The organism is Vibrio sp. 10N.239.312.C11, assembly GCF_041466065.1.
Lineage (GTDB): Bacteria > Pseudomonadota > Gammaproteobacteria > Enterobacterales > Vibrionaceae > Vibrio > Vibrio tasmaniensis_A.
Window position 1 is genome coordinate 15662 of the sequence record NZ_JBFSRZ010000030.1, and the last position, 18429, is coordinate 34090.

The window sequence follows — 18429 nt, forward strand, 5'->3', positions numbered from 1 at the left end:
GTGACTTGCTTTTAAAGCACTGCACGGGCACAGATGATGGCTCTTTAGTGGAATGAATGATGTCTAACTAGCGTCACATTATTTATAAGACGATTGTAAGTATTCCGTGCAAGCTTTATCTATAATAAGCACAATAACAAATCATTAACGTAACGATTAATGTGAATATGCAATCGACCTCTTTCCAGATACAAGACATTAAGTGCACCCAGCGTGAATTGCAAAAGATAGATTTTCATCAACATGACAATCTACTGATTCAGGTGTTTTCTTCTTTCGAGAAAGATTCGGTGTTGGCTGCCTGCCAAGTAATTCAGTCGACTTTCCCCAACGCCAAATTGATTGGTTGTAGCGCTAATCACTACATCAGCCAAGGTGTGATCCTGCATAAAGGTCTCCATGTTATTGTTACTCGCTTTGAGGCGACGTCTTACACTTGTGGGGTTGTCGAATATAGCGAGCAGCCTCGACGGGATAGCCAAGCGATGTGGCAGCAGCTTGAATGTAATGCTGATACTCAAAGCATTATCTGTTTCGCCGATCGCTTGCAGATAAATAACCAAGATCTATTTTCAGCGTTTGAGCAGTCGATATATTCATTACCTATTTGTGGCGGTGCATCGACCATTACAGAGCATGGACGATGGGTGATGCTCGATGGTATTTGCTATGAAAATGCCTATGTGATGTTAGCACTGCACAGTGTTGAACTCGCAATTACTAAGGGGTATTACTGCGAATGGAACCCCATTGGTCGTACCTTCCGAGTGACTGGCGCTCAAGATAATCGGCTAGCTGAATTGGACGGTATACCTGTCCGAGAAGTCTATAATCGTTACCTCGCTGACGGTCTCGAAATCCCTTTTGAGCAACTGTATAACTTCCCCTTGATGGTCGGTGAACCCAAAGACCAGAACACTCACTTACCGCTCAAGGTGACAGAGGGCGGAGAGATAGAATTCAGTGGGTCGTTTCAGGTTGGTGATGAGGTGCGGTTTTGTTATGACCATCCTTCATTGACCCTAGAGCAAATCCGATTGGGCGTTCAACAGATTGCTTCCCATAAACCAGAACAGTTTTTTATCTACAACTGTACCTCTCGCATTGATTTCATTGATGGCAACCAAGAGGTTGAGGTTTTCCAAGCATTAGCGGACACCTATGGCGTGTACTGCATGGGAGAGCTCTATCAAGATAATGGCCAGCAACGAATTTTGCATCATAGCCTCACTTATCTTGCGCTTAGGGAAGGTGAAGGCAAGGCGGTATTGCCATTAGAGACACAATCCGCGACCAATATTTCCCCTCTGTTTTCATTGATACGAAATGCTCTGCTTGATGTCGATGACATGAACAACAGCATGGCGAGTAAGATTCAACAGCAAGCGACCGCATTGACCGCGAGCTACCGAATTGATCGCCGTACAGGCTTACCTAACCGAAGCGTATTGCGTGAAAAGCTGTCAAAAATGAGTACCGATAGTCATTTGTTGGCTTTGAAAGTCACGACATTTGGCCAAATCAATGAGAAGTATGGCTATCGAGTCGGTGACAAGCTTCTGCATGATTTAAGCGAGTATTTTCAAAAGGCGCTGTGGCAGTTCTTTGATGAGGGGTGTCAGCTCTATAGCATTGGTATCGGTGAGTGGGCGGTGGTGTTTGATAGCTGGGTGGGGCAAGAACATATTCATCAGCGTTTTTCTGAATTTGCAGACCAAACGGAACATGTGAATTTTGAACCAACGGGGTTGCCTGATATTGATTACCTGTCGGTATCCATCTGTGCGGGTATAGCCAGCCGTCGAGATTTTCCTACGACCTCGATTGATGATTTGTTGTTGAAGGCGATTGATGCTAGGCGCAGCGCTGTGAGTCAGAACAAGCATCTAGTGAGCGCCAAGACGCTCATTCAATTAGAGAAGCATCGCCAAGAGCAGCTTGGCTGGCTGTCGTGTGTCAGTCGCGCGGTGCTTAATCAGAATATTGTGGCGTGTTCCCAACCTATTGTCTCTGCGCACAGCCATCAGGTAGAAAGCTACGAGTGCTTGGTTCGAATTGAAGAAGATGGACAACTGATTGTGCCGGGTAAGTTCTTGCCAATCATAGAAGGAACTCATCTCTATACACGTTTGAGTCGCCAGATGATAACGCGTACCTTTGATTTTATGAGTCAGCGAACCGATTCGTTCTCAATTAACTTGGCGCCACAAGATTTTAGCAATGAGAAAACCATTCTTCACCTTGAGCAAGCCATCAAGAAAATCAGTCACCCACAGCGTATTGGCTTAGAGGTGTTAGAAACGGAACAAATTCAGGATTACGGTCGCTTGATCGAGGTGTGTAATCACTTCCGCGACCTTGGTGTGAATATTATTGTTGATGACTTTGGTTCCGGCTATTCGAACATTGATGAGATATTGAAGTTAGAACCACAAGTCATAAAGCTTGATGGCAGTTTAATTCGGAATATTGATAAAGATAAGAAACAGCGCAAGATCGCTCAGCAACTGGTGAGTTTGTGCCAGATACTGAACGCTAAAACAGTTGCGGAGTTCGTACATAATGAACCGGTGTGTCGAATCGCAGAGGATATGGGTGTCGATTACCTTCAGGGTTACTACTTTGGTCAACCGCAGCGTTTGTTCTAATCGAACGAGTTAAATTTCTTTCAAAGAGCAGCCAGAGTGTCGGTTTCACGTGAAACACCGATCGGTTCAATAGATTAACGTTAGATGTAAAAAGGGTGAGCTTATGGCTCACCCTTTTTGTTTCAGTTTTACGTTACTTACCGCAAGCCTCTACGTGGCTTCCTCTATTTGAGTGAATGACCACATTTATCCGCTTGAAACACCTTTAGGTAGTGTTGGTAGTAATCGTTAATCAACTTAGCTGGTTCGATTTCACCTAACGTTTTTAGCAACTCAACGCCAACTTCACAGGTACACAGGTGCCCGCTGTCTTGATTGCGGCGTAAGGTGTATGACGATTCAGTCGTGATATCGAGATGGATTTGAGGAATGGTGTTTAACCACGCGCTCTTGTTGAGCATTTTCTTCGCTTCCTGCCATGTGCCATCCAAGATGATGAATAACGGCTTACGGTCTCCAGCTACAGATGACACGGCTTGCTGGCACTCAATACTGCTGTCACTTGGAAACAGCAAAAAAGGCTGCAATGTTTTGTCTTCGAGTAAGGCAATCAACTCTTCTGGTGGTGTTTTTCGTTGCCATACGAAGGACTGACATTGCTGAATAGATTGCTCAAGTAACTTTCCGGTATTGGTGTCTCTCGACAGTTCATTCTCATGAGTGAGCAGTACAAGATCAGTTTGGCTTTCAACACTTGGTATGCGATGACAAATACATTGATGAGTGAAGCCACAACCACCGCAAGCTTGTTGATTACTCATAGTTATAGCTTAACTCCGCTTTGTGCGGGTGATACGCCATCAGCAAATAGAACCACATCACTGATATCAGCATCATTTGCAACTGGAGCAACACTTGGATTCAGTGGGTAGCTAACACCGGTGTAAGACAGTGTGTGTTTCGCAGGTGTTGCTCCACCGCCGCTGACATTGAAGATCAGATCCTGCCAGCCATGACTTTGCGATTTACCTAAGCGTATATCGCCCTTAACCAGTGTCACTCGGCTATTGAATCGCCAGTTGTCTTGGTGGTTTTCAAAGATAAGCAACGTACAGCCACCTGAACCACACCAATCGAGTTGAGCAAACAACTCTTCCTTACCATCACCGTTCAGATCGTAGGTCAGCCAACGGTACTGAGTGTTGTCTGGATCGGTATTGTTGATCTTAAAATACTCGCGGATCGCTTGGTCGACTTTTGGATCAAGTTGATCACTGGAGTTGACCTGCTTAGCGGTTAGATCAACGTTAGCGGGGGTGTTTGCTTGCGCTTGCGCACTCTTAGCTTCGAATAGCACCAGACCGCCATTGGCAATCGGATAGACCACGTTGCCCACTTTCTCTTTTTCAGCGATTAGCTTGCCATTATCGAGTGTGAAGATACGCTCGGAGATCAAATACTGTTGCTGGTGGCGAGTCATAACCACTTGTACCTGATTTTGGTTCAGTTGCTGCCAGAAGCCCTGCTCAACAATAGAAGGGTCTCCATTGCTGTATGAATAAGTCGTGATAGCACTGTGGTCATTGTTGAGTTCAAGGTTGATAGAGAACCCTGAGTTTTGCGTTGAGCTAGCGAAGTAGAGTCCGCTCCAGTCCAATGTTGGATCTTGGTTTGAGACCGTTGCACAGCCATTATAGTTACTGTCATTGAGGTTAAGCTTGGCATGCCATCCATAGATAGAATCACTCATGCCGTCGCTGCAACTCTCTTTTGTAAGGTTGAGTTTGCCTTGCGCTGCTTTACCCTCTAATTGATAATCACGACTGCTTGGTGTGGTGCGGCTTGATTCAATATCGAGGAGCTGTGGTTGTTCGCCCATCTTGGTGTATTTGAGCTGGTCTTTATCGAAGGTTGCTGACCAGAAGGGTTCATTACCGAATACTCGTGTTGAACGCAGTGGTTGGTCACAACGATTAGGGTTTTCTGCGGTTAGGATATTCACTTGATCAACCACGAAACGTGCCGTGAAATCTGCGTTATACCCTGTTTGGCTCGGTACGGTTAGATGACCAATCAGCTCGCCGTATAAGGCTTGGTAAGGTCTCGTTGAGAGCCCTTGCGCTTCTAATGCGAGTTCTGGTGTTAAATCTAACCAGTATTGTTGTTGGCTACCGCAAGGGGTGAAGGTTCGGCTTTCATGACCTACCACAACTTGACCACGCATGATGAAGGTTTGCGGTTGAATGCTCAGTGGTTCATCCAAGGTTGCTGGGGGCAATTCAGGTTGTTGCGGCGTATCTGGTGCCGTTACACAGCCTTGCAAAGCGAATGCGACTAGCCATGTCACTGGGTTTTTCATTACCTTCATGTTATATCTTCCTCGGAGCAACCGTTAATTGGATTTATTATGGCATATTGGTTATTTAAAACAGAACCCGACACCTTCTCTATTCAGACTCTAAGAGTACAAAAAACCTCTTGTTGGGAGGGTGTACGCAACTATCAGGCTCGAAACATGATGCGTGATGACGTCAAGCTTGGAGACTTGGTGATGATATACCATTCATCATGTAAAAAAGTTGGCGTGGCGGGGATCGCGAAAGTAACCAGAGAAGCCTACCCAGACCACTTTCAGTTCGACCCAGAGAGTAATTACTACGACCCTAAGTCTTCGCCAGACAATCCGCGCTGGATAATGGTTGATGTTGAGTTTGTGCGAGTGACTGAACGCTTAATTCCTTTGGCAACACTTAAAGCCATGCCTGAACTGTCAGAAATGCCACTGGTTAAACGGGGCAACCGATTATCGATCATGCCGGTTACCGAACAAGAGTGGCAGGCAATATTAAGCAAAGAAATACTGGGTTCTCGATAGCGTTAGAGAGAGCTTTTTACGTAAGGTTCAAAAAAGGCAGCCAGTTGGCTGCCTTTTTATTTATACAGATCTCTTCGACGAGACGATATTAGAGTAGGTGCTTTTCTAGATAGTGAGCAACGGCGTCGTCTGTGTTGCTGCCAATCACTTCATTGTCTGGTAGAGCTTTCATCACTTTTTCATGTGATGTGCCCATGATTAGCCCTTTACCCGCCATCGCCAGCATCTCTGCGTCATTCATGCCATCACCAAAGGCAACACAGTTATCCAGTGTCAGGTTCAATGATTTCGCAACAGCGTCTAAGGCGTGGCCTTTAGATACTTCAGCGGCCATCACTTCTAAACACCAAGGTGTTGAGAAGGCGATGTTCAGTTTGTCTCCAAACGCATCTTTCAGCTTTTGCTCAAACGTGACCAGATATTCGTGGTCTTGCTCTGGATGTGTGAAGAAGACTTTAGCAATGCCGTCGCTTGGGGCATTATCAGCTTCAAATCGCTTGTAGCTAAAGCCAGACTCACTATGGAACTTAGCGAGCATTTCGTCTTCACGGTCGAGTAGCCAATCTTCATTCTGGTACATATGAATAAAGATATTTGGATCTTGGCGAACAATATCAATAACCGGTTGAACTAATTTCTGAGGGACGTCCTGGCTATACATCAGTTGATCGTTCTGGTCGTGTACGCGAGCACCGTTTGACGTGATCATGTATGCCGGAATCCCTGCAATTTGACGAATCCCTGCTACGTCGACGTGATGGCGACCCGTAGCGAAGATAAAGGTGTAACCTTGCTCGTGTAACTTCTTAAGCGTTAGTTTGGTAAAGTCGCTTAGCTGATGGTTGGGAGCCAAAAGCGTACCATCTAAATCAGAAGCAACAATTTTCACGGAATCTTTAAGTGCAGGAATAGTCATTTAACCCTCATTGCAAAATGCTTAGCAAATATCAATACTAGCCAACGCTAGCATCGTTTTAACCACAATATCTCTAGGTGGAAATTGTATGCCAATTTCATGCAAGAAAAGAGGGCAAAGCTCACTTACTTCTCTTCCTCTTTAGCGCTTATCTTCTTGGTCGGTTACTTAGCCTATTGGCTTATTCGATCTAGGCAAAAAACTGATTGATAGCATCCAGTGTGTGATTACGGTATTCATCTTGCTCAAACAGCACCTCATGCTTAGAACCCTCAATCACCTTAAACTGGCAATCAGAGTTGGTTTTTTTCAGCTTATTGATGAACTTCACTTGAGCATCGTTACTCACAATCTTCTCTTCCCCTGCCTGAATCAATAGCAGTGGGATCTTGATTTGACGAGTTTGTTGTATTGCCTGCTTGGCTGCCATTAACCCTTGCCATACCCAGCGAGTACTTGGTCCGCCAACCTGCAAAGAAGGGGAACCGTCATATAAGCAACGGAACCACTGATAGCGCACCTTACTGTGGCTTAATAAGTTATTTTCGAAGGGCTTAGAGTAATATGCCTGTTGCCCGGGGGCATAAGTCGGCTTGGCATAAAAAGCGGTGAGAGCTTGTCCAACAAGCATTGCGATAGGCTTGAAGTACCATTCAGTATTGATCCCAAACATCGGAGCGCACAGAGTGACTTTGTCAAACGGGTGGTTGGGATGAGTTTGCAAGTAGCGAGTGGCGATTGTGCTGCCCATCGAATGTGCGAGCAGGTAGCGATTGGAATACTTGCTAAGATCAAAACTGGCAATAATGTCAGACATATCTGATACGTAATCATCAAACTCGTGAATGTGACCAATGTCAGAGTCTGTTACCATACGTTCCGACTGACCTTGACCTTGGTGGTCAAATGAATAAACGTCATAACCTTGCTGATAGAAATCATAAAAGAGCTCTTGGTATTTTAAGCAGCACTCGATGCGACCATTTGAAATAACAATAGCTTTGGTGTGTGTCGGAGAAGTTAAGCTACACCAGTACAATCTTTTTTTACCAGATGATGTAATATAACCATCCTTTCGTTGTTGCCAAAAGGTGGAGATCGGGTGTTTAATCGCTTGCTCGAACTCAGGTTCTTGCGTGTATGAAAACAGGGTGGCACTGTGGTTTTCCATGGGAAATTACCTGACTGATGCATGTGAGAGCGTCATCGCTACTAATGTTGTTAGATTAAAGAACTAGTAAGGAAATGCAAATGGATACTCATGTTTGGCTTGCTTATGTCGTCACGGCGATTTTGTTTAGTTTGGCACCGGGCTCAGGTACCGTTAACTCAATCAGCAATGGGCTCAGCTATGGCACCAAGAAGTCACTTGCGTCGATCGTAGGCTTACAGCTCGGTCTTGCATTTCATATTATGCTGGTGGGAGCGGGTATTGGTGCACTAGTGGCAAAATCCGCCTTGGCATTTACCATCATCAAATGGGTGGGCGTGGTTTATCTTCTATGGTTAGGCATTCAAAAGTGGCGTGATAACTCTAGCTTGGTAGCTTCAGAAGAAAAATCAACGCTATCGAGTGGCAAGCTGCTCAGAAATGCAGTGCTTATCAATTTGACTAACCCAAAATCTATCGTGTTCTTAGTTGCTCTGTTTCCGCAATTTATCGATCCGACACAACCGCAAGCACCGCAGTTGTTGGTGCTCGGAGTGACCACTGTATTTATTGATAGCGTGGTTATGTTGGGTTACACCTCATTAGCTTCACAAATGGGACGTTTTATTCGCTCAGATCGCATAATGGGTAAGATAAATAAAATATTTGGTGGTATGTTCATGGGCTGCGGCGCTTTGCTGGCTGCTGCCAAAGCTTAATGAAAGTAACAGAGTTATAGTTAAATCAATTAGAGTTATCAATAAATGACCGCTACGTACGTTGCTCGACAACCTATCTTAAACCGTAACAAGAACACGCTTGGTTATGAGCTGCTGTTTCGTGACGGTGATAGGAATGCCTACCCCGCGCATATTGAGTCTAATCGAGCAACGTATCGCCTGATCGTTGAAAACTTCTTGTCCGTTGGGCTTAACCCTTCGATCCCATCTTCACGCTGCTTCATTAATTTTCCGTATCAAAGCTTGATTCGTCGTCTTCCAATGAGCTTACCGAAAGATAAGGTCGTAGTTGAGATTCTTGAAACCTGCCAACCGACCGATGAGCTATTAGAGGTAATCAAAGAGCTTTATCAAGCAGGGTATATGATTGCCCTAGATGACTTTACTTCGACACCTGAGTGGGAACGTTTCCTTCAATATACGCATATTGTTAAGCTTGATATCATGCAGATGGGGTTGGATGCGGCGTGTGAGTTAGTCAAAAAGCACGAAGGGAAGAAGTATAGTTTTCTTGCTGAGCGGGTTGAAACGGAACAAGAGTTCCAACAAGCGAAAGAAGCAGGGTTTAAGTTTTTCCAAGGCTATTTCTTTAGTAAGCCCGAAATCATAAAGACTAAGTATATTAGCCCAGAGCAAGTGATAGCGATGGAGCTATTCCAAGAGGTCTGTAAGCCGGATGTCGACTTCCAACGTGTTGAAAGCATCGTCGCGAAAGATATTGCCTTATCCTATAAGCTTCTGCGCTTTGTGAACACTATGTCACCCCGCCTTGAGGTCACCATCTCTTCATTTCGTCAGGCCTTGGTTTATTTAGGGCAAGAGAAACTGAAAATGTTTGTCTCGCTAGCAGTAGCGTCTTATGTCTCTGATAAAAAGCCCAAAGAACTGTATGGACTGTCTTTGCAGCGTGCGCAGTTTTGCCAACGGATGTCTCGTTACCAAGTATTTAAAGGGCATACTGAACAAGCCTTTATGATTGGCTTGTTCTCATTACTTGATGCATTGCTCGATCTGTCGTTAGAGAATTTAATTGAACAATTACCGTTATGCACAAGTATTAAGGTCGCCTTGCTGCGCAGAGAAGGTCCATATGGCGCATTATTAGCGCTTGAAGAAAGTTTCGAACATGCTGATTGGCAAAAGATTGATGATCACTGTGCTGATCTAGGGTTGAACGTGGAACAAGTGAAAACAGAACTCACTGAAGCTCGACGCTGGAGTCATATTGTTACCAACAAACTCTGATATTCTTCGTTAAACTTTTATGACAATGAAAACGCACGCCTTGACGTGCGTTTTTTTACAACTAATATATATGCATATCCATATATGAGTATGTAGTTATGCTTCCTCACCAATTTTTTAAATTACTGTCTGATGAAACGCGAGTGCGTTGCTTAATGTTGATTGTGCGCCAAGAGTGCCTATCTGTTGGTGAGTTGACTCAGGCATTACAAGAAAGTCAGCCAAAGATTTCCCGCCATCTTGCGCAGTTGCGTTCAAACGGAGTTTTAACTGACGTTCGCCAAGGGCAGTGGGTGTTCTACCGTCTGTCACAAGATTTACCGGGTTGGATGCTAAAGTTAATTTATGACCTTATCGCATCGAACTGTTTGAAAACTGAATACCAACAGGATATTGAGCGCCTAGAAGCCATGACTTCACGCCCTCAATGTTGCGTTTAAATACATTTAAATTTATTGCCAAAATCGTTGAGATTGCAGTTAGGCATAGTCAACAACACTGCGGCTTCAAACATGAAGGCAATTAACTGAGAGAAAAGAGTATGACAGTCAAAGTAGGTATTAATGGTTTTGGCCGTATCGGCCGTTTAGCACTTCGCGCAGCATTCGATTGGGCTGAGCTAGAGTTTGTTCAAATTAACGATGTAGCAGGCGATACAGCAACACTGGCGCATCTTCTTGAGTTCGATTCGGTTCAAGGTCGCTGGAACCACGAAGTCACGGTTGAAGGCGATGAGATGATCATCAACGGCCAACGCATTAGAACTACGCAAGAGCGCGATATCGATGCAATCGACTGGTCTGGTTGCGATGTTGTCCTTGAAGCGACGGGTGTTCACCGTAAGACATCTTTCCTAAACAAATACCTTGAGCAAGGTGTGAAGCGTGTTGTGGTATCGGCACCAGTAAAGGAAGAAGGCATTGCAAACATCGTAGTTGGTGTGAACGACAATATCTTCGATCCAGCGGTACATAAGATTGTGACTGCGGCATCTTGTACGACTAACTGTCTTGCGCCTGTTGTGAAGGTGATTAACGAGAAGTTGGGTATCGAAAACGCAGCTTTCACCACTATTCACGATCTCACCAATACACAAACTATATTAGATGCGCCGCACAAAGACCTACGTCGTGCTCGTGCATGTGGTATGAGTCTTATCCCGACAACGACAGGCAGCGCTAAAGCGATTGTTGAGATTTTCCCGGAGCTTGAAAATCGTATTAATGGCCACGCGGTTCGTGTACCACTAGCGAACGCTTCTCTGACCGACATCATCTTCGAAGTGAAGCAAGACACCACAGCTGAAGAAGTCAACGCGATGCTGAAAGAAGCGTCTGAGAATGAACTGAAAGGCATTCTTGGCTTTGAAGAGCGTCCCCTGGTTTCTATCGATTACAAAGGCGACCAACGCTCAACTATCGTAGATGCGCTATCAACCATGCTAGTTGGTAAGCGCATGGTTAAGATCTACGCTTGGTACGACAACGAGATGGGCTACGCAACACGTACTGCTGAGCTAGTTCGTACCGTTGGCCTAGCTTAATACTCTTCATACTTGAAGCTGCAAGCGTTGTTAACTGCGTAAGTTCACCCTAATCACATAGAACCCCTATGCTCATAGGGCTGAACTTACTGGTTGCCTAGCTGCAACTCCAATTATTTTGAGTATCGGTCTATATACAAAAGAATTTTAAGAGATTAATGACGATGACGAATTCTCAAGCACACCCAACATGGCAGCTAGATTTAAAAACAGGTGCGTTAGTGCTTACTCCGTGCCCAGGCACTAAAGGCACTGACCTCGATGCATCTCTAGCGCAACTTAAAGCGCAAGGCGTGGAAGCGATTGTGACGGCGCTAGATAGTGAAGAACTGGCGAGCAAGAACGTTTCAAAGTTAGGCGAGAAAGCGCAAGCACTAGGCATGCAATGGTTTCAAATCGAAATCGAAGACGATTGTGCACCGGGTGCCGATTTTGCTGCGAAATGGCAGGCGGCGAGCCCTGCGCTACACCAAGTCGTGGATAACGGCGGCAAGGTAGCAATGCACTGCATGGGCGGCTCTGGCCGGACTGGCTTGCTGGCTGCACACCTGCTGTTAGAGAAGAGTTGGGACATGAACAAGATTGTTCAAGAGGTGCAGGCACTGCGTCCGGGCGCATTCACTAAAGCCATTCAGGTTGAATACATTAATGGCGTAGCTTCTGCGTAGCTCTTCATACTTGAACCAGCAGCGTTGTTAACTGCGCAAGTTCACCGGATCGCCGGCCGCCCTAATCACATAGAACACCTATGCTCATAGGGCTGAACTTGCTTGTTGCCTAGCTGCCACTCCAATTATTTTGAGTATAAGTTAAGTGGAAAGTAAGAATTAGAGCTTTTGGACACCTATGATCTAAAAGCTCTTTTTGTTTAGATTGCAGAGATAGCGTTATGTTTTCAAATCTAAGTAAGAGCGTTCGCCAATACATGCTGGTGACCTTCAATTACTGGAACTTCACCATTACTGATGGTGCACTTCGTATGCTGGTGGTCTTGTATTTCTATGACCTTGGCTACAGTTCGTTAGAGATCGCCTCACTGTTCCTTTTTTATGAATTCTTTGGTGTGGTGACGAACCTAATTGGTGGTTGGTTAGGGGCGCGTCTTGGCCTCAATAAGACCATGAATATCGGCTTAGGGATGCAAGTTGTCGCTTTGGGCATGCTCGCGGTGCCAACCGCAATGTTGACCATTCCTTGGGTAATGGCGGCGCAGGCCTTGTCTGGTATCGCTAAAGATCTCAATAAGATGAGTGCTAAAAGCTCGATTAAAACCTTAGTCCCAGATGAGCAGCAAGGTGCGCTTTATAAGTGGATTGCGATTCTAACCGGATCTAAGAATGCACTGAAAGGTGCCGGGTTCTTTATCGGTGGCTTACTGCTTTCGACGATTGGTTTCCAATACGCAGTGCTCGCGATGGCTGCTGTGCTGACCTTGGTCTTCATTGGCAGTTTAGTGAGCTTAGAAGCAGACATGGGCAAAGCGAAAACCAAACCGAAGTTTAAACAAATTTTCTCTAAGTCTGAATCCATCAATATCTTGTCGGCTGCGCGTATGTTCCTGTTTGGTGCTCGTGATGTGTGGTTTGTGATTGCTTTGCCGATTTATCTAGGCAGTGTGTTTGGTTGGGACCACTCATGGGTGGGTGGCTTCTTAGCGGCTTGGACCATCGCATACGGTTTTGTGCAGGGCATTGCACCTAAGATTACTGGTAAAGCACAAGGCAAGGTGCCTGATGGATATGCAGCGCTACTGTGGGCGGGTGCATTGGCTATTGTGACTGCCGGTATTGCCTATGCGGTGCAAATTGGCTGGCAACCAGAGCTAGTTATCATCGGTGGATTGATGGTATTTGGTGCCATCTTTGCGGTGAACTCATCACTTCACTCATACCTGATTGTGAGTTACGCGAAAGGCGATGGGGTTTCTCTTGATGTTGGTTTCTACTACATGGCAAACGCGATGGGTCGCTTGATTGGCACGATATTGTCGGGCTTGGTATTCCAGATGGCCGGTTTGTCTGCGTGTCTGTGGGTATCCTTCGCATTCTTAGCGATAACGACGGTGATCTCTCTGCGTTTACCTAAAGTGCCGCAAATCTCAGCGGCATAAGCTTCAGCCGCATGAGCCTCATTTGTAAGAGTGAAAGTCGCATTGCTTAGGTCGGGTAACCTAGAGTCGAATAAGTTAAATTCGCGATAAGTATCTTCTTTAACACTAAGCTGACTTGGTATTTATTCCGGTCAGCTTTTTTATTGCTATAGTAGAATGATTGAATATTAATCAGGCATTTACATGAAGCAGCGAGTTCTCTTTTTTGATTTAGCACGATGTGTCGCGGCCATAGCTGTTATCGCGATTCATGTTTTGGCGCCTTATCGTAATGAATTAAGCACCATTCCTTTCGGTGAGTGGCTGACTGCCATTACGGTGAATGGTTTCAGCCGATGGGCAGTGCCTGTGTTCATCTTGATTTCTGGTGCATTGATGCTGAGTGATCAGCGCCCGTTTGATGCTAAATACTACCTCAAGCGCCGTCTGGGTAAGGTACTGATCCCATTCATTGTTTGGTCGCTTTTCTATACCTACCTATCAGGTTGGTCGCTAATGGGTTTTGATGCGGACGTCAGTTGGGAGGTTTTGCTCAATAGTTATCATCACTACACGTACTATCACCTTGGTTTCTTCTATTACTTCATCCCACTCTACTTTGTGATTCCTTTTTTACAGGTCATGGTCAGAAAGTACGGTGATAGATCTGTCTATGCCTTTACGGCGGTATGGTTGTTCACAACGTTATTGTTCTTATTGAAAATCGATGGCCCTTGGAGTCACGAGTTGTGGTTGTACACCGGGTACTTACCGTTGGGTTACCTGCTGTATAAGATGGTTCCACTTAACAAGATGACTGTCGGCGTGAGTGTGTTACTTGGTGGATTAGCGTTACTGACCACGGTTTATATGGTGGTTGATGCAAGTTTGGTCGCAGAAGAATACACGGTAGGGCGTTGGTTATCTTACAAGACGTTGAACACCGTATTAGCGGCGAGCATGGTGTTCATGGTGTGCCGTTACTATGGTGAAGGCTTGTCTGAGAAGAGCAATCAAGTGGTTGGTTTTATCAGTAAACACAGCTTAGGTATTTATCTGCTGCACCCGATTTTCTTATGGCCAATGAAAGAGTTCGGTTGGTACCAAGGACACCCTGCTTGGGTTATTCCATTATGGATCGTGATCAGCGGAGCTGGCGCGTTATGGATGAGCTGGTTGGTCTCTAAGTCAGAGAAAACACGTTGGTTATTGCCTTAGCGGTGGGTGCTAAGGCTTTCTGATGGATTGCTTAGAAGATACAGTTGAAGTACCTAATGTTTAGCGCTTCAATGCAAAGTGTAAGAACTTATCGCCTTGGTAGGTTAAGGTACCTTTGTCGCCAGGGTTCAGGGCATGGAAGTAGTGGATTCCGACTTGGAACTCTCGTTTTGGACCAACCACACCACGTTGAACGTAAATCCAATACTCTTGATCTTCTTGGCCTGGTTCTGCATCAGGAAGGTCGATGGATTGTTTGTCCAACACAGTGACGTTCACTTTCTTTTCTGGCGCATTTTCACCTTGTGAGTGCTTTCGATAGAAACCAAGAAATACCCAAGCCGCTAGACCGGCGAGTGCAAAGATGGCAAAAAAGAGTGAATTAGGCATGTAACCTCCATGTAGTCGTGATGGTTATTCTAATCTTTCAAGCAATAGGGATATGTGTTTCAAGCCGTTATTCGTGAACTGTTGTAAGCCAAGCTGATTATTTTTCGGCAGACATCACATTTAGAGGCCAGTTTGGGATAAAGCATTGTTATTTATTGTCTCTTTCTCTCGTAAATAACAGTGATTTTGTATAAGAATAGGGAAATGCTCGACTAGAATTATAGTGTGGAGTGGGAGGGCTAATATGACCGATATTGAAAAAGTGGTGACAAGAACTCGTAATATAGAGAAATTATTGAGGCTTCAATATCATGCCGAAGGCGAAGGATTGCATGAGCTTGTGTCAAGCTGTGAAGAAAGGCTACCGCACGATACGGTGAGTAAGCTGCGTTATATCGCAACGTGTCGTAATAAGGTAGTCAATGAGCATGAGGCTAAGTTGGAAGACCAGCATAAGTTCATCATGATGTGTAACGACTGTGAGAAGGAGTTGACTCCACGTAGTGGTCGTTTTATTTGGCGAGTTGCAATCTTACTGATGATGGCAATGACTTTAGCTGCCGCTGGTTTCTATTATGCGAACTGGGATGTGTTAACACTGCATCTGTTTTCGAAGTGAAAAAATTGAACAAAAAAAGGGACGCTAATGGCGTCCCTTTTTTTATCTGTAACTTGCTTAGTACATCATCGGTAGTGTCATTAGACCTACAACTACCGCGATCATTACAAGTCCTTGTCTTTGCGAAGATGAAATCATAACACTACTCCTAAATTTGGTTGTCTCTCGCTATGTTTTAAAGAATAGCACTACTTATGGCTTTAGATCAAGAATTACTTTCGAAGCCTTTAAAAGTGATAGAAAACTATTGGGTTTTCTATCACTTTTGCTATGTTTTACTGTGTTTTTTGGGGAGCTCTTATTTTGTTCGTTGTGATTTATTTTTGTTCTCATTTGGTTTAAGTTGTTGTTTTGTAATGGTCATTTTGTGTAATTTATATTGTTAAAGGTTGTTAAACTGTATTAATAGGGCTTGGTGGTGTCTAGGTTTGTTTAATTAAACTTTATAGGTTTTAGGTTTAATTTTTGTGATGGTTTTTTGACAGGAAGCTTAGCGAAACCTGACAAAGTGGTTTTTATAAAGGTAATTTACGCACTTTGTAAGTCTAGGTTTGCATAGTGTTGGAAAGTTCTATGTAAGTCTGTTTTTTGATTTTAAGTGTTTGTTTTTAATGTTTTTGTGTATTTGATTTTGAACTTTTAGTTATGTGGTATTTGCAATATATAGCGACATATTGTGGCGTTGGCAGGATAGAAGTGATTGGAATTTAAGTTTGGGTTCTCTAGCGTCAATTTATATGAGTTTTCCGAACAATGAGTCTATTTTAAAAGGAATAATCACTATCGCTGCAGCTATTGTGACGACTTCAATCTAAAGATGCTCTTTTTAGTGGAAGCGTAATCAAGATCCAATTTTGAAGGGCTGAGGCTTTACATCAACACCTGTGTGCCTAGACTGGCGACGATTAAAAGCAATAGGGCAAATGATATGTGGAGTTGGTTGGCGGTTTCCTTGTCTGGTATTGGAGCAATAACAGGAACGAAACATGGGCATATCGGTCAGGCTTTATTGTATAAGGTCTTTACGTTTGTATTATTGGCGACTATTGCTCTAACTCAATCTGTTGTCGTTGATTTTACCTATTGGGTAGTCGCTGGGTTAGCGATATCCGCGATCGCAGATGTGCTTCATACTGTTACTCAAAAACGTCTTCTGCATTTTGTGTGTTTCCTGTTGGCTCAACTTTGTTACAGCAAAGCATTTTGGTTACAGCTATCAGGAGAAATGGTCTGGTGGTTGTTCGCGCTGCTGTTAGCTGCATGTATCGTTGCTTTCTTCCTATTACTCCCTCGCTTAGACAAACTCGTTTTTCCAGTGGTTATCATGGGTATTGTGCTCATTCAGCTTGCTTGGGCCTCTGGTGAAGTCTGGTTACTTGAGCCTCAGCTATCACATGCTGTTGGTTTTGTTGGTTGCTGCGTGCTGCTGCTTTCCGCATTGGCGTACGCCCTAAATTTCTATCGCAGCCCAATTAAGGGCGCTTATTTTTGGGTAACGGGCAGTTACTTTCTTGCACACGCTCTCATCGTTGCTTCCCTCACCATTTAGGGTAGAGCTAGCTTAACTCTGAGCTACATCAAGGCAGCTCAGATGAAAGTAGGTACTCTACGTCTACTTCATTAAACATGAGATAGAGTTATGACTACCGAAATTCATGCACACAACGTTTTAAATCTACTGAGTGAAAAGCCGCTGACTCGTGAAGAGTTGACGCAAGAGCTTGCTCAAACCTATGGCGCTGAAGCTCGCTTTCATACGTGTAAGCTGAACGGTCTGGATTTAGATGGATTGCTGAAATTTTTCCTGAAAATGGAAAAGGTCGTGATCATTGATGACAAGCTTTGCACTAATCGCGAACGTGTTTGTAATCACTGATTTTGAATGACCATCAGTTCTTGTCGCCAGTGAACTGTGATTAGCGAGTGGATGCGATATTCTTGGCTCCACTCCGACCATTTCTCCCTCGTTTGGCTCTCATAAATACCCTTCCAATAACGTAAATTCCTAAGTTTGTTACTGCGTTCGAAAATCAATCTTGAGGCTGCTATACTCCGCGCACTTACGCTTTCGAGACAAACTTATGGAAATTTTATCTGCAGCGACCATGCTGTTTCTTATTATGGATCCGCTTGGCAACTTACCAATCGTGCTTTCTATCCTTAAGCATATTGATCCGAAGCGTCGCCGTATTGTTCTTGTTCGTGAACTAATGTTTGCGCTGATTATCCTGCTGCTGTTCTTGTTTGCTGGTCAAAGCATCATGAACTTCCTGCATGTGCAGCCTGAAACCTTGAGTATCTCTGGCGGTATTATTCTTTTTATCATCGCGATTAAGATGATTTTCCCAAGTGCGGGTAGTATTACTGGCCTCGCGGCGGGTGAAGAACCGTTTATTGTGCCGATGGCGATTCCTATGATTGCTGGCCCTTCAGTGATTGCGGCATTGATTCTGTTGTCGACCCAGCACCCTGACAATATGTTAGAGCTTTCAGGCGCGGTGATGCTGGCTTGGGGTGCGACCTTCTTTATTCTGATGTTTAATGGCTTCTTCCTGCGAGTGTTGGGTGAGAGAGGCCTTAAAGCCATCGAACGCTTGATGGGCTTGTTGTTGGTTATGCTGTCGACGCAAATGTTCCTAGATGGCGTAAAGGGCTACATGGGCTAACATCAGTATCATCGCTGAATAAAAAAAACGCCGCTCAAATGAGCGGCGCTTTTGTATCAATTGTTTCTGTCATGATGTTTTCTGTCGCTAAGCGTTTTATATCTAAGCTTAAGCTTTATTACATCATGTGTTTGCGTCGGATATCGAGTAGGGCAAAGACACCGAAAATCAATATTGACCACTTCTCCCAACGTGACATTTCGATCTTATCGCCAAAAGCACCGATGAAAATCAGCATCTGCAGGCCGTGCATGAAGAATAAGAATGCTGTCATGATATAAAGCGCAATCGCAGCATTACCCGGGAATGGGTAGAAAATATTGGCGATCAAGATAAACCAAACAAAGGCGATGGCTGCTTTTGCTAGTGGAAGCAAGAACTTCATTCAAT

The 18429-nt window shown here is 44.5% G+C and carries 19 protein-coding genes; 13 read left to right on the top strand and 6 right to left on the bottom strand.

The window, feature by feature from the left end; all coding sequences use genetic code 11:
- Positions 1-167 precede the first annotated feature (167 nt).
- Complete coding sequence (locus AB6D07_RS13845; protein ID WP_029223015.1) at positions 168-2648, top strand: EAL domain-containing protein; 2481 nt, start codon at positions 168-170, stop codon at positions 2646-2648.
- A gap of 164 nt (positions 2649-2812) precedes the next feature.
- Here AB6D07_RS13845 and AB6D07_RS13850 read toward each other — a convergent pair whose 3' ends face one another.
- Together AB6D07_RS13850 and AB6D07_RS13855 are read right to left on the bottom strand one after the other, a co-directional pair.
- A complete protein-coding gene (locus tag AB6D07_RS13850; RefSeq protein WP_017100564.1) occupies positions 2813-3409 on the bottom strand; it encodes a tRNA-uridine aminocarboxypropyltransferase in 597 nt (198 codons plus the stop codon).
- Between the two features lie 2 nt (positions 3410-3411).
- Positions 3412-4956 (bottom strand): COG3650 family protein, encoded by a 1545-nt coding sequence (locus AB6D07_RS13855; protein WP_017100565.1) that lies wholly within the window; start codon positions 4954-4956, stop codon positions 3412-3414.
- 39 nt (positions 4957-4995) lie between these two features.
- Here AB6D07_RS13855 and AB6D07_RS13860 point away from each other — a divergent pair, with 39 nt between their 5' ends.
- Entirely contained in the window at positions 4996-5463 is a 468-nt protein-coding gene (locus tag AB6D07_RS13860; protein WP_017100566.1) for an EVE domain-containing protein, read from the top strand.
- A gap of 88 nt (positions 5464-5551) precedes the next feature.
- Here the strand turns inward: AB6D07_RS13860 and AB6D07_RS13865 are convergent, their stop codons facing one another.
- Positions 5552-6379: a Cof-type HAD-IIB family hydrolase gene (locus tag AB6D07_RS13865; protein ID WP_017103558.1), complete on the bottom strand. Its 828-nt coding sequence runs from the start codon at positions 6377-6379 to the stop codon at positions 5552-5554.
- A 190-nt stretch (positions 6380-6569) separates the two neighbouring features.
- A complete protein-coding gene (locus AB6D07_RS13870; protein ID WP_017103557.1) occupies positions 6570-7550 on the bottom strand; it encodes an alpha/beta fold hydrolase in 981 nt (326 codons plus the stop codon).
- Between the two features lie 80 nt (positions 7551-7630).
- Between AB6D07_RS13870 and rhtB the strand changes: the two genes are divergently transcribed.
- The 7 genes from rhtB to AB6D07_RS13905 all read left to right on the top strand — a co-directional run bounded on the left by rhtB (position 7631) and on the right by AB6D07_RS13905 (position 14364).
- Positions 7631-8248, top strand: coding sequence for a homoserine/homoserine lactone efflux protein (gene rhtB / locus AB6D07_RS13875; protein WP_029223014.1), 618 nt, complete (start codon positions 7631-7633; stop codon positions 8246-8248).
- Between the two features lie 45 nt (positions 8249-8293).
- Positions 8294-9514, top strand: coding sequence for an EAL and HDOD domain-containing protein (locus AB6D07_RS13880; RefSeq protein ID WP_009848222.1), 1221 nt, complete (start codon positions 8294-8296; stop codon positions 9512-9514).
- A 98-nt stretch (positions 9515-9612) separates the two neighbouring features.
- Positions 9613-9954, top strand: a complete 342-nt coding sequence (locus AB6D07_RS13885; RefSeq protein WP_017103555.1) for a metalloregulator ArsR/SmtB family transcription factor — start codon at positions 9613-9615, stop codon at positions 9952-9954.
- A 101-nt stretch (positions 9955-10055) separates the two neighbouring features.
- Positions 10056-11057, top strand: coding sequence for an ArsJ-associated glyceraldehyde-3-phosphate dehydrogenase (locus AB6D07_RS13890; RefSeq protein WP_017103554.1), 1002 nt, complete (start codon positions 10056-10058; stop codon positions 11055-11057).
- Between the two features lie 158 nt (positions 11058-11215).
- On the top strand, positions 11216-11725 hold the full coding sequence (locus tag AB6D07_RS13895) for a cyclin-dependent kinase inhibitor 3 family protein (protein ID WP_017103553.1): 510 nt from the start codon (positions 11216-11218) through the stop codon (positions 11723-11725).
- A 221-nt stretch (positions 11726-11946) separates the two neighbouring features.
- On the top strand, positions 11947-13167 hold the full coding sequence (gene arsJ / locus AB6D07_RS13900; protein ID WP_017104241.1) for an organoarsenical effux MFS transporter ArsJ: 1221 nt from the start codon (positions 11947-11949) through the stop codon (positions 13165-13167).
- Positions 13168-13350: 183 nt separating this feature from the next.
- Positions 13351-14364, top strand: coding sequence for an acyltransferase (locus tag AB6D07_RS13905; protein ID WP_017104242.1), 1014 nt, complete (start codon positions 13351-13353; stop codon positions 14362-14364).
- Positions 14365-14424: 60 nt separating this feature from the next.
- On the opposite strand, the gene AB6D07_RS13910 is transcribed toward AB6D07_RS13905, so the two are convergent.
- Complete coding sequence (locus AB6D07_RS13910; protein ID WP_009848228.1) at positions 14425-14754, bottom strand: DUF2500 domain-containing protein; 330 nt, start codon at positions 14752-14754, stop codon at positions 14425-14427.
- Positions 14755-14998: 244 nt separating this feature from the next.
- Here AB6D07_RS13910 and AB6D07_RS13915 point away from each other — a divergent pair, with 244 nt between their 5' ends.
- The 4 genes from AB6D07_RS13915 (at position 14999) to AB6D07_RS13930 (ending at position 18039) form a co-directional block, all read left to right on the top strand.
- Complete coding sequence (locus tag AB6D07_RS13915; RefSeq protein ID WP_009848229.1) at positions 14999-15373, top strand: hypothetical protein; 375 nt, start codon at positions 14999-15001, stop codon at positions 15371-15373.
- 928 nt (positions 15374-16301) lie between these two features.
- Positions 16302-16922 carry a lysoplasmalogenase gene (locus tag AB6D07_RS13920; RefSeq protein WP_029223157.1) on the top strand — a complete coding sequence of 207 codons (621 nt, stop codon included), beginning with the start codon at positions 16302-16304 and terminating at the stop codon, positions 16920-16922.
- A 90-nt stretch (positions 16923-17012) separates the two neighbouring features.
- Positions 17013-17249 carry a YecH family metal-binding protein gene (locus AB6D07_RS13925; RefSeq protein ID WP_009848231.1) on the top strand — a complete coding sequence of 79 codons (237 nt, stop codon included), beginning with the start codon at positions 17013-17015 and terminating at the stop codon, positions 17247-17249.
- 205 nt (positions 17250-17454) lie between these two features.
- Positions 17455-18039, top strand: coding sequence for a YhgN family NAAT transporter (locus tag AB6D07_RS13930; RefSeq protein ID WP_009848232.1), 585 nt, complete (start codon positions 17455-17457; stop codon positions 18037-18039).
- A gap of 118 nt (positions 18040-18157) precedes the next feature.
- Here AB6D07_RS13930 and AB6D07_RS13935 read toward each other — a convergent pair whose 3' ends face one another.
- Positions 18158-18424, bottom strand: a complete 267-nt coding sequence (locus AB6D07_RS13935; RefSeq protein WP_009848233.1) for a DUF1145 domain-containing protein — start codon at positions 18422-18424, stop codon at positions 18158-18160.
- Positions 18425-18429 lie beyond the last annotated feature (5 nt).